Origin of the sequence: Intrasporangium sp. (genome assembly GCF_036566125.1) — a bacterium.
Lineage (GTDB): Bacteria > Actinomycetota > Actinomycetes > Actinomycetales > Dermatophilaceae > Intrasporangium.
The window spans coordinates 1-14,640 of record NZ_DATCWX010000084.1; the positions used below are offsets into that span (position 1 = coordinate 1).

Consider the following 14,640-nt stretch of genomic DNA (forward strand, 5'->3'; position numbering starts at 1 on the left):
CAGATCGCCCGGGTCCGCTCCGGGCCGAGCGGCTGCAGCTGCGCCGCGAGCCGGTAGGGCGTGCCCGGGGCGAGCTCCATGACGTAGAACGGCGCGCCGATCACCTCGTCCCCCGGGCTCACCGCGTACGTCTCGGGGACCGGGACGTCGGTCTCGTGCAGCGCCGAGATGACCCGGTGCTCGCGCACCATGTCGTGCGCCGTTGCGAGCACGTGCCCGAGCGGCGGCCGCCGGACGATCACCTCGCGTCGGCCGTCCCCGACGACATACGTCAGGTTCGACTTGCCCCCCGCGATCAGGCGGGCCGTGAGGGGGCCTTCCAGCAGGCCGGGAGCGTGGTCGGCGAGGAAGGCACCCAACGGCTCCAGGGGGAGCCCGGGCGGGTCTTCTGTGCCGTATGCCGCTGGGCTCGCTTCCCCGGCCGGCTCGCCTTGCGCGGGTGGCTGGGTCACGGCACGTAGACCCAGGCGACGTCGGCGACACAGGCCGGCTTGGTGCCGCCCTCGATCTCGATGGTCACCCGGACGACAGCCTGCGTGCCGATCGCGATCGGGGCCAGCTCGACCAGCTGGGCCGAGGCGCGCACCTTGCTGCCCACCGGGACCGGCGCCGGGAACCGCACCTTGTTGGTCCCGTAGTTCAGGCCCATCGAGACGCCCTCGACACGGTAGATCTCCGCCACGAGGACCGGCAGCAGCGAGAGCGTCAGGTACCCGTGCGCGATGGTCTGGCCGAACGGGCCGTCCTTGGCCCGCTCCGGGTCGACGTGGATCCACTGGTGGTCTCCGGTCGCCTCGGCGAACAGGTTGACCTGCTCCTGGGTGATCTCGTGCCAGTCGCTCTGCCCGAGCTGCTCGCCGACCGCCGCGCCGAGCTCGTCAAGTCCGTTGAAAGTGCGCACGCCCATCAGTCCTTCGGTCCACCGGCCACGTAGATGACCTGACCGGACACGTAGCCGGCGTCCTCGCGGATGAGGAACGAGGCCGTTGCCGCGATGTCCTCCGGCTGGCCGACCCGGCCGACCGGGATCTCCTTGGCGGCGCCCTCGAGGAACTGCTCGAACGTGATGCCCATCCGCTCGGCCGTCGCCCTCGTCATGTCGGTTGCGATGAACCCTGGGGCGATCGCGTTGGCCGTGACCCCGAACTTGCCCAGCTCGATTGCGAGCGTCTTGGTGAAGCCCTGCAGTCCCGCCTTGGCCGCGGAGTAGTTGACCTGCCCCCGGTTGCCCAGCGCCGACGTCGAGGACAGGTTGACGACCCGGCCGAACGTCGCGTCGACCATGTGCTTCTGGCAGGCGCGGGTCATGAGGAACGAGCCGCGCAGGTGGACGGCCATCACCGCATCCCAGTCGTCCACCGTCATCTTGAAAAGCATGTTGTCGCGGATGATGCCGGCATTGTTGACCAGCACCGTCGGGGCACCCAGCTCGGTCGCGACTCGCTCGACCGCGGCCTCGACCGCGGCCTCGTCGGAGACGTCGACGCCCACGGCCAGCGCCCGCCCACCTGCGGCCTCGATCTCCGAGACCACTGCAGCACAGGCTGATTCGTCAAGGTCTAGCACGGCAACCTGCAGGCCGTCCTGGGCGAGGCGCTTGGCCACGGCTGCGCCGATGCCGCGCGCGGCGCCGGTGACGATCGCGGTGCGGGTGGTGTGGTCGGTTTGCGGCTGGTCGGTCATGTACTGGGCCTCTCGAGTCGTTGCTGGATCTTGTTCATTCCGCCGAGCCACGCGTCCGGGTCGGCCGCGCGTCCGGCGTAGTACTGGCGCACGCTGGCGTGCGGGAGGATGTGGACCGAGTCACCCTGCAGCCCCTGCCACACGGACTCGGCGACGTCCTCGGGACTCAGTGTGCCGTCCCGGGTCAGCAGGTCCTTGAGGGGACCCGCCTCCTCGAGGATCCGGGTGTCGACGCCGAGCGGGCAGACCGCCTGAGCGATGATCCCGCGGTGCCGGTAGGTCGCGGCGAGCCACTCGGCCAGCGCGACGGACCCGTGCTTGGTGACGGAGTAGGGCAGGTCGCCGAGCATCGTCAACAGACCAGCGGCCGAGGCGGTGAGGACGAGACGACCGCCGCCCGCGTCGAGCCACATCGGCACGAGCCTGCGCGCGGCACGGACCTGCGCCATGAGGTTGACCTCGAGCAGGCGGGACCAGTCGGCATCGGAGGCCTCGAGGCCCACACCGGACGTGATGCCGGCGTTGGCGACGAAGAGGTCGATGCCACCCTCGTCACGGAACTCCCGGAGCGCTGCCGCCACGAGCCGGTCAACCCCGTCGGTCGACGCCGCGTCACCGGCGAAGGGCACGGCCCCGATCGCAGCGGCCGTGTCGGCGAGGACGGCCTCGTCCAGGTCATTGATGACGACCCGAATCCCCTCGGCGACGAGCCGCGCCGCGATGGCCCGCCCGATACCGCGGGCCGCGCCGGTGACGACGGCGGTGCGGATCGTGGTGCGGCCTGGCACGGCACTCCTTCGGGCTGAGGGCTGCTGCGGCGGTTACTAAGCGCTTGCTTACCTTGGCGCGTCGCAGCACCGACGTCAAGTCTGCTCATCGAGTCAGTCCGCGCCCTGCCTCGTCTGGTGCAGGATCGACACATGCCGCTCCCGCTCTCCGATGTCGTCACCACGTCCCGCGCGGTTGCGACCACCTCGTCCCGCACCGCCAAGGTCGACGCCTTGGCGGCCTGCCTGAGCCGCGCCGCCGACGAGGGGCCGGAGACCGTCGAGGTGGTGGCGGCCCACCTGGCCGGCGTCCTACCCCAGCGCCGCCTCGGTGTCAGCTGGCGAGGCCTCCGGTCGCTGCCGGAGCCAGCCGAGACGTCGACCCTCAGCGTCCTCGAGGTGGACGCCGCGGCCACCGAGCTGGCGCAGGTGAGTGGCACGGGTTCCGCGGCGCGTCGCTCCGCCCTCGTCCGATCCCTCTTCGAGCGGGCGACGGCTGAGGAGCAGCAGTGGCTGCGCGGCCTCATCACCGGTGAGACGAGGCAGGGGGCCGGTGACGGGGTCATGCTCCAGGCGATCGCCAAGGCCTCCGGCGTCCCCGACTCCGCCGTGCGCCGGGCGGTGATGCTGGCCGGGCACGCCGGGCCGGTCGCCCGGGCAGCGCTGAACGGCGGAGTCGACGCCCTGGACGCCCTGACGCTGGAGGTCGGCCGCCCGCTCCGGCCCATGCTGGCCGGCTCGGCACCCGACGTGCCTGCCGCCCTGGCCACGCTGGGAGGCGAGGTCCTCGTCGAGACCAAGCTGGACGGCATACGACTGCAGGCTCACGTCGACCACGGAGACGTGCGCCTTTTCACGCGGACGCTGGAGGACGTGACGGACCGCCTGCCGGAGATCGTCGAGAGCCTGGCCGCCCTCGACGTCGAAAGCGCCGTGCTGGACGGGGAGGTCATCGCCCTCCGGGAGAACGGGAGGCCCCAACCGTTCCAGGTCACCGGTGCCCGCACGGCGAGCAGCGCCGACCCCGAGAGCCTCCGCGACGAGGTCCCGCTCACCCCGTTCTTCTTCGACGTGATGCACGTCGACGGCGAGGACCTGCTCGACCACTCGGCCGCGGACCGCTGGGCGCGGCTCGCCCAGACCGTCCCCGGCGCCTGGCTGCCGGCGCGGATCCTCACCGCAGACCCCGACGAGGCGCAGGCCTTCTTCGACGACATCGTGCGGGCGGGACACGAGGGGGTCATCGTCAAGGACCCCTCGCTTCCCTACGCGGCCGGGCGACGTGGGCAGGGGTGGATCAAGGTCAAGCCTCGGCACACCCTGGACCTGGTGGTCCTCGCCGTCGAGTGGGGCAGCGGACGGCGGCGGGGCTGGCTGTCGAACATCCACCTCGGCGCCCGCGACGCAGAGACGGGTGAGCTCGTCATGCTCGGCAAGACCTTCAAAGGAATGACCGACGACATGCTGAAGTGGCAGACGGAGCGGTTCCGCGAGCTCGCTGTCGATGAGCCCGACCCGGATGAGTGGGTCGTCTGGCTTCGTCCGGAGCAGGTCGTCGAGGTGGCCTTCGACGGGGTGCAGCGCTCCAGCCGCTACCCCGGCGGGATGGCGCTGCGGTTCGCCCGCGTCCTGCGATACCGGGACGACAAGCCCGTCGCGGAGATCGACACGGTCCAGACGGTCCGTCAGCTCGCCGGGTGGTGACCCGTCGGCAAGTCAGGATCGTGAGCCGACCCGTCGCTCCAAGGCGTCGATGACGGTGGGACAGACGTCGATGTCGTAGAGCCTTTCGACGCTCTGCATGCCACCCGCGCTCTCCGCGTTGATCTCCACGACCTTGTCGCCGATCACGTCGATGCCCACGAAGAACATGCCGTCCGCCACGAGTTTGTCGCTCATCGCTTCGACCACGCTGAGCTCGACGTCATCGACCTCGATGGACACGGAGCGTCCGCCGACGCTGATGTTCGCCCGGGGGTCGTTGCCCGTCGGTACTCGCCGGAAGGCCGCCAGCTGCCCATCGCGTTGGAGGATCTGCCCTTCGAGCACGAAGATGCGGACATCCCCGTTCTCACCACCGTCGACGAACTCCTGGGCCAGGGCGTAACCGTCCTGCAGCACCGCCTCGGTCATCTGAGCGAGGTTCGTCTCAGTCTCGTCCTCGATCATGAACACGTTGCGGCCCTTGCCGCCGTAGAGCGGCTTGACGACCGAGTGACCGACCTTGGCCACGAACCGCTCGATCGCTTGCGGGTCGCGGGTCACGAGCGACCGGGGCCGGATCTTCTCGGGGAACTCCTCGAGGTAGAGCTTGCTCGTCGCCCGGATGAGGGACATCGGGTCGTTCACCACGGTCACGCCCCGGGCCCTGAGCATCTCGCCGAAGACGGCGCCCAGGGGACTCGCCCAGGGCCGCTCCTGCAGATCCTCGATGGACTCATTGCGCAGGAACAGGGCATCGAGGTCTTCCATGACGATCCGCTCGGGGTCGCGTTCCTTGACCCGCTCCATCAGGCTCGCCAGCGTGTCGCCTCCGTCGACGTCCGCGCGCCGAGCCCGCGCCAGGAGCTGCCCGTCGCCTTCCCCCAGCTCGACGTCGCCGACCCCGACGTACCAGACCTCGTGCCCGCCCTGGCACGCGGCCCGAGCCAACCGCGTCGTCGTGTACTCGTCCACCTCGGTGTCGATGTCCTTGACGAAGAATGCAATCCTCATGCCGCTTCCTCTCCCTCGTACAGGTCCATGACCGACGCTCCGGCGCGCAGCCTGTCCAGGCGCTCCTGTGCACCGGGGACGTCCAGCCACCGTGGACGGACCCAAGGTGGGTGGAGCACCTCGCGCTCGAGCAGTTCCTGGATCAGCGGGATGTGGTCCAGGGCGAGCTTCCCCACGAAAAGCGGGTCGAGGCTCCCGCCTTCCGCGAGCAGGTCGAGGATGCGCGAGATGCCGCGCAGGTAGATCGCGTCCTTGACGTTCCCGCCACCGACGACGACGCGGATGGCAATGGACCACGCAGTCCTCGTCGGGATCCGGTAATCGGTGCGCAGCGATTCGAAGATGTCGAGGAACTCGGCGCCGTCGAGCAGCTTCTCCACTGCGACGACGCGCCCCGCGAGCACGCGCAGGCGTCGCGGGTCCAGGCCGCCGGTCAGGTACTCCGCCAGCAGGGCAAGGCCTTCCTGGGTCTCGTCGTAGCCGGGCAGTCCGATGGTCAGCAGCTTCAGCGGTTGCCTGGCGCCGTTCTGATACGTGACGACATGGGTGCCGATCTCGTGGTGCAGCAACGGCCGCACGCGATCCGACCTGATGGCGGCGGTCTCGGGGATGAGCAACCGACCGAACGACACCATCAGTTCTGAGACGTCGTCGCGGACCTCGAAACTGACCGGGAACTCTGGATACGCGGCCTGGTACCGGTCGAACTCCTCCTGAGCCGCTTCGGCGAACACCCCCGCCGTCACGGTCTGCGCGCTGGGAGCCTGAGGTGAGATGGCCTCGAGCAGCTCCTCCGCTGCCCGTGCGAGAGGCGCGGTGACACCTCCGTAGAGCTGCAACGTCCCGTACACGAACCGGGACGTGTCCCGATCCTCCAAGGCCGTGACCATTCGGGCGATCTCGTCCCTCTTCGTCCGCAAGAGGCTGTGCAGGGCAGGGTCGGCGACGTCCTCGATCTCGAGGTTGTACAGGTCGCGGCGCACCAGATCCGGCTGGAAGTCCAGCGGCCGCAGCCGGAGGGTGGGGGCCGTCCCGAAGTCACTCCGCTCGAAGTCGGCCCACGCCTCCGCCGCATTGACTGGCGTGACGTTGAGCAGCAGGTTCACGCTGCGTTCGAGCTCCGTGAGACGCGCGTCGACCTGGCGAGCGGACTCAAGGAGCTCGGTTGACGTTGACACGCTGCAGACATACCCCGGAGAGCCGTTGGCCACACCAGCAAGTGGTCACATTCAGGCGGAGCGAGCTCAGCGGCATACGGCTATAGGCTCGAGAACTCGCCACCCCAACCCACGAGGAGAACCCGTGAGCCAGCCACGCGCGACTGGGATGGGCTCCATCCCGCTCGAGGGACGGACTGCCTTTCGGGTGTGGGCGCCCAATGCCGAGCGGGTCGCTGTGACGGGGAGCTTCAACGATTGGTCGACGGATCGCGACGTGCTCGAGCGGGATGGCGGCGGCCACTGGTACGGGGAGGTCGAGGGCGCGGGGCCGGGCGACGAATACAGGTACGTCATCACGACCAACGGCGAGCAGTTCCACCGGATCGACCCACGCGCACGAGCGGTGACGAACTCAGTGGGCAACGGGATCATTTACAACCCGAACGCCTTTGACTGGGAAGGCGACTCATTCACCATCCCGAACCATGGCGAGCTCGTCATCTACGAGACGCACATCGGCTCGTTCGTCGCGGAGGAGGGCGACCCGGGGGACATCTCGACCATGGCGAGTCGTCTGGGATACCTGAAGCGCCTGGGTATCAACGCGATCGAGCTCATGCCCGTGGCGGAGTTCGCGGGCGACTACTCCTGGGGCTACAACCCGGCCCACCCGTTCACCGTCGAGTCGAGCTACGGCGGACCGGACCACCTCAAGAAGTTCGTCCGCGAGGCACACAAACAGGGCATCGCGGTCATCCTCGACGTCGTCCTCAACCACTTCGGCCCGAGTGACCTGTCCCTGTGGCGGTTCGACGGCTACTCGGAGAACGGCAAGGGCGGGATCTACTTCTACCAGGACCACCGGTCGCAGACGCCGTGGGGCGACACCCGCCCGGACTACGGCCGTGAGGAGGTCCGCCAGTACTGCCGGGACAACGCCCGCATGTGGATCGAGGAGTACCACATGGACGGGCTACGCTTCGACGCCACCCTCTACATCCGCACCGTGAGCGGCATCGGCACGGAGATCCCCGACGGCTGGGCGCTCATGCGCGACATCAACACCGCGATCCGCAGCGAGTGGCCGAGCAGGATCCTCATCGCCGAGGACCTCAAGAACGATCCCGCCCTGACCTCGACGGACGGCGCGGCGTTCAACGCCCAGTGGGACGCCGGCTTCGTCCACACGCTGCGCGCCTTGGTCACGACTCCCGACGACGCAGCTCGCTCCATGCAGGCGCTCGCGGGTATCGCTGTGGCGCAAGGGGACCCATGGGGCCGCGTCATCTACTCCGAAAGTCATGACGAGGTCGCGAACGGGAAGCTTCGAGTACCCCAGGAGATAGATGGCGCCAACCCGTCCGGCTGGCCGGCGCAGAAGCGCGCGACGCTCGCCACGGCGATCGCGCTGACGAGCCCGGGCATTCCGATGCTGTTCCAGGGCCAGGAGTTCCTCGAGGACGAGTGGTTCCGGGACTCCGTCCCACTCGACTGGGAACGTGCCGAAGCGTTCCGCGACATCGTGCGGCTCGTCCGCGACCTCGTCGTGCTGCGGCGCAACCTGACCGGCACCACGGCGGGTCTCGCCGGCCCCCACACCGCGCTGGTCCACCTCGACGACGCAGCGAAGACCATCGCCTGGCTGCGATCGACCGACTCCGAGCCGGTCGCCGTCGTCGTCAACGCGAGCACCGACGCCCGCGACGTCACCATCGGCGTGCCTCGCCCCGGCCGCTGGGCCGTGCGCTTCAACTCAGACGCTTCGACCTACAGCTCGCTCTTCGGTGGTCACACGACCCTTGATGTCGACGCCGCCAACACGCCGCTGAACGGCCAGCCCGCGAGCGCGAACATCTCCGTGGGGCCCTACACGCTCGTCGTGCTCAGCCCGGCCGACGCGTAGGCGGTCGACGCCCTGACGCCAGGGCCTTGACCGAATCCTTACCTTTCGGGCGGGTTGAGGCATTGCCCTACCCGGCCCATGTGAGTAAGTTCCATGGAACCGGCTTTGGTTGTCAATTAGTCACATGCCCGGGAGGCAATGATGCCCACGTTCCACCCAACCCGCCGTACCCTCCTCGCCGGGGGCCTCGCCACAGCTGTGGTCGGCTCCGCCCCGATCCGTGCGACCGCCGCATCCAGCTCAGCCGAGAAGGGCTGGGTCGAGTCGATGATCAGTCGAATGTCCCTGGAGCAAAAGGTTGGGCAGCTGTTCATCCAGCAGGTCTACGGCTCCGACGCCACCACCCCCGACGCTCGCAACCGGCCGCTCTACGGGGTCGACAGGCCCGCCGACGTCGTGGCCAAGTACCACCTCGGCGGCGTCATCTACTTCGCCTGGACCGACAGCGTGGCCGGCGGCCCAGCGCAGATCGTCGCCCTGTCCAACGGGCTCCAACGTGCAGCCCTGAGCTCAGCGAAGCCGGGCATCCCGCTCCAGATCGCCATCGACCAGGAGCAAGGAGTCGTCACACGGATCGGCCCACCCGCGACCCAGTTCCCCGGCTCGATGGCACTTGGCGCCGGCCGCAGCGCCCCCATCGCACGGACCGCGGCCGCCATCACGGGGCAGGAGCTGCTCGCGCTGGGGGTGAACACCAACTTCGCCCCCGTCTCCGACGTCAACGTCAACCCGCTCAACCCGGTCATCGGCACCCGCTCGTTCTCCTCGGACCCTGACCTCGCCGCGGAGCTCGTCGCGGCCCAGGTCGCCGGCTACCAGCGCGACGGCGGCGTGAGCTCCTCGGCGAAGCACTTCCCCGGGCATGGCGACACCAAGGACGACAGCCATGACGTCTTCCCGATCATCACCCACACGCGCGAGCAGTGGGAGACCATCGACGCACCGCCCTTCCGGGCCGCCATTGCCGAGGGCATCGACATGATCATGACGGCCCATCTCGCCTTCCCCGCCCTCGACGACTCGGGTGACCCCGCCACGCTGAGTCGGCCGATCCTCACCGGCCTGCTGCGCGAAGAGCTCGGCTACGACGGCGTCATCGTGACTGACGCGCTCAACATGGAAGGCGTCCGCCAGCTCTACGGGGATGCCGAGGTCGCCGTCCGCGCCCTCCTCGCGGGCGCGGACCAGCTCCTCATGACGCCTGCGATGGATGAGGCGTATGCCGCTGTGCTGGCTGCCGTGCGCAGCCACCGGATCCGCCCCAACGAGCTCGACGCCAAGGTGCACCGGGTGCTCGGGCTGAAGTACCGACGGGGCGTGATCGCGCAACCGTACGCCGACCCGTCCGCCGTAGGTGCCGTCGTCGGGACGCCTGCCCACCTCGCCGCCGCGAACGAGATCACCGACCGGACGACGACCTTGGTGAAGAACGACGCCGCGGTTCTGCCCCTCGCGGTCGCCGGGACCAAGGTCCTCGTCACCGGCTACGGCGCCGCGACGACGCAGATTCTCGCCAGTGCCCTGACCGCCAAGGGCGCGAGCGTCCAACGCCTGGAAACCGGCACGTCGCCGACGGACCTGCGGATCGCGGCCGCCGTGGCCGCCGCCGCCGACAAGGACACCGTCGTCGTCACCACAATGAAAGCCTGGGACACCGCGACGACCGACCCGCGCGCGGGCCAGCAGAAGCTCGTCAGGCAGCTGCTCGACACGGGCAAGCGCGTCGTCGTCGTCGCCGTCCGCGACCCCTATGACATTGCGTACTTCACCGCCGCATCGACGTACGTCGCGACCTACTCCTACTCTCCGGTCGCCGTCGAGGCCGTCGCGCGGGTCATCACCGGCGACATCGCGCCCACCGGCAAGCTGCCCGTCGACATCCCGGTCGCCGGCGAACCGGACACCGTGCTCTATCCCTTCGGCCACGGCCTGACCTTCTGAGGAGACCCGCCATGCCCAACTTCAACCGACGACAGCTCCTCACCGCCGCCGGCATCGGTGCCGTCGCGATCCCAGCCACAGCGACGGGGGCCTTTGCTGCGCAAGCGAGCTCAGCGGCATACCCCTCCAATCCCGTGACCACCGGCGCGCAACGCGCTGCGTCGGACGGCTGGCGGGTCCTCGCCGGCCAGAAGGTCGGCGTCATCACGAACCCGACCGGGATCCTGACCAACCTGCGCACCATCGTCGACGAGATGCACGAGTCGGGGAGCGTCGACCTGGCCGCGGTCTTCGGCCCGGAGCACGGCTTCCGCGGGACCGCGCAGGCGGGCGGCTCCGAGGGCACCTTCGTCGACCCCAGGACGGGCATCACCGTCTACGACGCCTACGGCGCCGGGGTCGACAAGCTCGCCGGCATGTTCCGCACGTCGGGCGTCGAGACGGTCGTGTTCGACATCCAGGACGTCGGCGCACGCTTCTACACCTACATCTGGACCATGTACACGGCGATGCGCGCCGCGGTGGAGACGGGGCTGCGGTTCGTCGTGCTAGACCGACCCAACCCGATCGGGGGCACGGCCCGCGGCCCGATGATGACCACCGAGTACACCTCCGGGGTGGGCGCGAAGGAGATCGTCCAGGCGCACGGCATGACGGTCGGCGAGCTCGCCCGCTTCTTCGACGGAGAGTTCCTCACGGCCGACGCAGGGGGGCGGCTGTCGGAACTCTCCGTCGTCGAGGTGGCCGGCTGGCGGCGCGACGTGCCCTTTGCGGCCACGGGCCTGCCGTGGGTCCTGCCGAGTCCCAACATGCCGACACCTTCCACGGCGCTGGTCTACTCGGGAACGTGCCTCTTCGAGGGCACCAACCTGTCGGAGGGACGGGGCACGACCGCACCGTTCGAGCTCGTCGGGGCTCCGTTCGTCGACCACCGGTGGGCCGAGCGACTCGCTGCGCTCGACCTGCCGGGGACCGGCATACGGGAGGCGTACTTCAACCCGACGTTCTCCAAGCACCAGGGCAAGGTCTGCGGGGGCGTGCAGGTGCACGTCACGGACCCGGCGAGCTTCGACCCGATCCGCCTCGCCGTCGAGATGCTCGTCGGCGCCCGCGCGCTCTATCCCGAATTCGAGTGGCGCAAGGACACCTGGGACGCAGCGCGGCCCTACTGGATCGACAAGCTGACCGGCTCGACGCGACTGCGTGAGCAGATCAGCGCAGGCGCTTCCACCGACGAGGTCGTCGGAGCGTGGCGCGAGGAGCTCGCCGTGTTCGACCGGGTACGTCGGCAGTACCTCATCTACCAGGGCCCCGCGGCCTGAGAAGCGGGAGGATGGGATGCGTGCTCGGGCAGTGGGGGCTGCAGCCCTGTCAGCCGGTCTGGCGTCGGCGCTCCTCGTGACCGCCGGCCCGGCTGCCGCGGAGGACTTCAGCAAGCCGTTCCGAGGCTTCGCACCGGCCAACACGCTTCTGCGCGAGGCAACCCCGGCGGATGCCGGACTGGCGCCGGAGCCGATCGCCGAGGCCATCGCAAGAGTCCGCGGTCACGAGAGCCCACCGGACGGCCGGCGGCCCCTGTACGCGGGGGCCGTGGCGCTCATGGGACATGACGGAGCGGTCGTCGCCCGTGACGCAAGCGGCTATGCCTTGCGCTACGAGACCGGGACGACCGAGCTGCCGCAGGACCAATGGGTCCCGATGCGTGAGGACACGGTCTTCGACCTCGCCTCGATCTCCAAGCTCTTCACGTCGATCGCCGTCGTCCAGCTCGTCGAGGAGGGCCTCGTCGGGCTCGACTACCCCGTGGCCGAGCACCTCCCCGCCTTCGCTGCGAACGGCAAGGGCGAGGTGACCGTGCGCCAACTGCTGACCCACACGTCCGGCTTCACCGCGTGGGTACCGCTCTGGAGCCGCTATCCCGACAAGGCATCCCGGATCGCCGGAGTCATGGAGCAGCCATTGCTCCACCCTCCGGGCACCACGTATGTCTACAGCGACCTGAACATGATCACGCTCGGAGTGCTCGTCGAGAAGCTGCGGTCGCAGCCGCTCGACGTCGTGGTCGCCGAGCGGATCACTGGGCCGCTCGACATGGCGGACACGGGGTACAACCCCGCTGACCAAGGCCGGACGGCCGCGACGGAGTACCAGTCGAGCCCACCGCGCGGCATGGTGCGGGGCGAGGTCCACGACGAGAACGCGTGGTCGCTGGACGGCGTCGCCGGGCATGCCGGCGTCTTCTCCACGGCTGACGACCTCGCCGTGCTCTCGCAGGCGCTGCTCAACGGCGGCACCTACGGCGGTACCCGGATCCTCAGCCGCACCAGCGTCACCGACCTCATCACGAACCTCAACGCAGACTTTCCGGGCGATGACCACGGGCTCGGGTTCGAGCTCGACCAGCGGTGGTACATGGATGCGTTGTCCGGTCCGCGCACGGCTGGACACACGGGCTACACGGGGACCTCGCTCGTCATCGACTTCAGCTCACGGTCCTTCGCCATTCTCCTGACCAACCGGGTCCATCCGTCACGCTCGTGGGGCTCCAACAACGTCGCCCGCCGGGACTGGGCACACGGCCTCGCCGCCGCGATGGGGATTCGTCCGCGACACGGCGACACGGCGTGGTTCTCCGGCTCGGCCGACAACACGACAACGACGCTGACCACGCCCAGCGTGCCGGTACCGTCCGGTGGCGCCCGGCTCTCCTTCGACCTCTTCCTTGACACGGAGCAGACCGACCTGGTCCACCTCGAGCGGTCGGTCGACGGCGGAGCAACGTGGGACCCGGTCCGGTTCACCGTCCGCGACCGTGGGGAGACGCTCCAGACCGATGGCGTGCTCTCGGGCAGCGGTGACCGACGGTGGACCCAGGTCCGGGCCGAGCTGCCCGAGGGCAACCATCTGGTCCGGTGGCGACACACGACGGACGCGTATTACCTCGGTCGCGGTGTCGCCATCGACGACGTCCTCGTACAGGGTCGGAGCGGCGTCCTGCTCGAGGGTGAGAAATCACCCGAGTCGTTCGCGTCCGAAGGATGGGTCCTGACCGGGAGGACGCCGTAGCGTAAAGCCATGTCCTCATCCCCAGCCGGCCGGGCCGGCGCCACCTCGACGGTGCCACTGCTCATCCGGCTTCGGGGCATCCGACCATCTCTCTCCCCTGCCGAGGAGCGGGTCGCCGAGCAGGTTCTCGCGGCGCCCCGCAGCGCTGCCCGCCTCACCATCAGCGAGCTGGCCGCAGCCGCACGGACCTCGGAGACGACGGTGTTGCGCTTCTGCCGGCGTCTGGACCTGCCGGGATACCCGCAGCTGCGTCTCGCCCTCGCGGAGGAGTCGGCCCAGCCGCGGACCTCCACGGCCCCCGGCACCGACATCAGCGGCAAGGACACGATCGACGACATCATCGCCAAGGTCGCCTTCGCCGATGCGAGCGCGGTCGAGGACACGGCCCAGCAGCTTGACCGGCAGGCCCTGGCCCAGGCTGCCGTGGCCATCGCCCAGGCTGGTCGGGTCGACATCTACGGCATCGGTGCGAGCGCCATCGTCGGCACCGACCTCCAGCAGAAGCTCCACCGCATCGGGGTCACCGCCTTCGCCTGGAGCGATCCCCACATCGCCCTGACGAGCGCGACGCTGCTCGGCCGGCGCGACACGGCGGTCGGCATCTCGCACTCCGGCACGACGACGGAGACCATCGAGGCCCTGCGGGCCGCACACAGCAAAGGCGCGACGACGATCGCGATCACGAACTTCCCCCACTCCGTGCTCGCCGAGGACGCGGACATCCTGCTGTCCACGGCGGCTCGAGAGGCGCCCATGCGCTCGGCGGCCACGGCGAGCCGGATCGCCGCACTGACCGTCGTGGACTGCCTCTACATCGCCGTGGCGCAGCGCAACTTGCGGCGGGCACGGAAGGCCGTCGAGGACACTCGCGAGGCCGTCGCCAGTCATCACGTTTCGTGACTCATTTACGTCGTTGACGTCGTCTATGTAAGAAAGTAACCTCATCGCCGTGAGCAATGAGGCATCGGTCGACGCCCCCACTGAGGAGCGTCACCCCGGGACGACAACGATCGACACCGCCTCGTCGCTCGACATCCTCCGGGCCCTCAACGCAGAGGACGCCAAGGTGGCCCCCGTCGTCGCGACCGTCCTTCCCGAGCTCGCCCGGCTGGTCGACCGGGCCGTGGCGGCGATCCGCGCCGGTGGCGTCGTCCACTACTTCGGGGCAGGCACCTCCGGGCGGCTCGCCGTCCTCGACGCGGCCGAGCTGTTGCCCACCTTCAACGTGTCCCCCGGGCTCTTCGTCGCGCACCACGCCGGGGGCGAGGCCGCCCTGCTCCGCGCCGTCGAGAACGCCGAGGACGACGCCGATGCCGGGCGCGAGGCGGCCGAGGCCCTCCGGGCCGTCGACATCGCCATCGGTCTGACCGCCTCCGGCCGGACCCCCTTCGTCGGCGGTGCGCTC

The 14,640-nt window shown here is 69.5% G+C and carries 13 protein-coding genes; 7 read left to right on the forward strand and 6 right to left on the reverse strand.

What is annotated here, in order from left to right; all coding sequences use genetic code 11:
• The 4 genes from VIR15_RS04980 to VIR15_RS04995 form a co-directional block, all read right to left on the reverse strand.
• The coding region (locus VIR15_RS04980) for a phosphotransferase (protein ID WP_331926369.1) at window positions 1-452 on the reverse strand (452 nt) is incomplete at its 3' end.
• A complete protein-coding gene (locus VIR15_RS04985) occupies window positions 449-901 on the reverse strand; it encodes a MaoC family dehydratase (RefSeq protein WP_331926370.1) in 453 nt (150 codons plus the stop codon). The genes VIR15_RS04980 and VIR15_RS04985, both read right to left, overlap by 4 nt.
• Before the next feature lie 5 nt (window positions 902-906).
• Window positions 907-1,683, reverse strand: a complete 777-nt coding sequence (gene fabG, locus VIR15_RS04990) for a 3-oxoacyl-ACP reductase FabG (protein WP_331926371.1) — start codon at window positions 1,681-1,683, stop codon at window positions 907-909.
• Complete coding sequence (locus VIR15_RS04995) at window positions 1,680-2,471, reverse strand: SDR family oxidoreductase (RefSeq protein WP_331926372.1); 792 nt, start codon at window positions 2,469-2,471, stop codon at window positions 1,680-1,682. Before VIR15_RS04995 ends, fabG begins: the two co-directional genes overlap by 4 nt.
• A gap of 132 nt (window positions 2,472-2,603) precedes the next feature.
• On the opposite strand from VIR15_RS04995, the gene VIR15_RS05000 reads away from it, so the two are divergent.
• Complete coding sequence (locus VIR15_RS05000) at window positions 2,604-4,154, forward strand: ATP-dependent DNA ligase (protein WP_331926373.1); 1,551 nt, start codon at window positions 2,604-2,606, stop codon at window positions 4,152-4,154.
• 12 nt (window positions 4,155-4,166) lie between these two features.
• Here VIR15_RS05000 and VIR15_RS05005 read toward each other — a convergent pair whose 3' ends face one another.
• Both VIR15_RS05005 and VIR15_RS05010 read right to left on the reverse strand, forming a co-directional pair.
• Window positions 4,167-5,165, reverse strand: a complete 999-nt coding sequence (locus tag VIR15_RS05005; RefSeq protein ID WP_331926374.1) for an ATP-grasp domain-containing protein — start codon at window positions 5,163-5,165, stop codon at window positions 4,167-4,169.
• Complete coding sequence (locus VIR15_RS05010) at window positions 5,162-6,343, reverse strand: peptidase MATCAP family protein (protein WP_331926375.1); 1,182 nt, start codon at window positions 6,341-6,343, stop codon at window positions 5,162-5,164. The genes VIR15_RS05005 and VIR15_RS05010 overlap by 4 nt, the downstream gene beginning before the upstream one ends.
• A gap of 124 nt (window positions 6,344-6,467) precedes the next feature.
• Between VIR15_RS05010 and VIR15_RS05015 the strand changes: the two genes are divergently transcribed.
• The 6 genes from VIR15_RS05015 to VIR15_RS05040 all read left to right on the forward strand — a co-directional run.
• Window positions 6,468-8,228 carry an alpha-amylase family glycosyl hydrolase gene (locus tag VIR15_RS05015; protein WP_331926376.1) on the forward strand — a complete coding sequence of 587 codons (1,761 nt, stop codon included), beginning with the start codon at window positions 6,468-6,470 and terminating at the stop codon, window positions 8,226-8,228.
• Between the two features lie 141 nt (window positions 8,229-8,369).
• The gene (locus tag VIR15_RS05020) at window positions 8,370-10,169 is read left to right on the forward strand and encodes a glycoside hydrolase family 3 protein (RefSeq protein ID WP_331926377.1); all 1,800 of its coding nucleotides are present in this window, start codon (window positions 8,370-8,372) and stop codon (window positions 10,167-10,169) included.
• Window positions 10,170-10,180: 11 nt separating this feature from the next.
• Complete coding sequence (locus tag VIR15_RS05025; RefSeq protein ID WP_331926378.1) at window positions 10,181-11,491, forward strand: exo-beta-N-acetylmuramidase NamZ family protein; 1,311 nt, start codon at window positions 10,181-10,183, stop codon at window positions 11,489-11,491.
• Between the two features lie 16 nt (window positions 11,492-11,507).
• Window positions 11,508-13,235: a serine hydrolase domain-containing protein gene (locus VIR15_RS05030; protein ID WP_331926379.1), complete on the forward strand. Its 1,728-nt coding sequence runs from the start codon at window positions 11,508-11,510 to the stop codon at window positions 13,233-13,235.
• 9 nt (window positions 13,236-13,244) lie between these two features.
• Window positions 13,245-14,135, forward strand: coding sequence for a MurR/RpiR family transcriptional regulator (locus tag VIR15_RS05035; RefSeq protein ID WP_331926380.1), 891 nt, complete (start codon window positions 13,245-13,247; stop codon window positions 14,133-14,135).
• Between the two features lie 49 nt (window positions 14,136-14,184).
• On the forward strand, window positions 14,185-14,640 hold a 456-nt coding region (locus tag VIR15_RS05040), incomplete at its 3' end, for an N-acetylmuramic acid 6-phosphate etherase (protein ID WP_331926381.1).

What these genes read in the sequence shown, in the direction of transcription:
- fabG (WP_331926371.1), bottom strand. Translation starts at nt 1,683, where the DNA reads ATGACCGACCAGCCGCAAACCGACCACACCACCCGCACCGCGATCGTC.
- VIR15_RS05000 (WP_331926373.1), top strand. Translation starts at nt 2,604, where the DNA reads ATGCCGCTCCCGCTCTCCGATGTCGTCACCACGTCCCGCGCGGTTGCG.
- VIR15_RS05005 (WP_331926374.1), bottom strand. Translation starts at nt 5,165, where the DNA reads ATGAGGATTGCATTCTTCGTCAAGGACATCGACACCGAGGTGGACGAG.
- VIR15_RS05020 (WP_331926377.1), top strand. Translation starts at nt 8,370, where the DNA reads ATGCCCACGTTCCACCCAACCCGCCGTACCCTCCTCGCCGGGGGCCTC.
- VIR15_RS05025 (WP_331926378.1), top strand. Translation starts at nt 10,181, where the DNA reads ATGCCCAACTTCAACCGACGACAGCTCCTCACCGCCGCCGGCATCGGT.
- VIR15_RS05030 (WP_331926379.1), top strand. Translation starts at nt 11,508, where the DNA reads ATGCGTGCTCGGGCAGTGGGGGCTGCAGCCCTGTCAGCCGGTCTGGCG.
- VIR15_RS05035 (WP_331926380.1), top strand. Translation starts at nt 13,245, where the DNA reads ATGTCCTCATCCCCAGCCGGCCGGGCCGGCGCCACCTCGACGGTGCCA.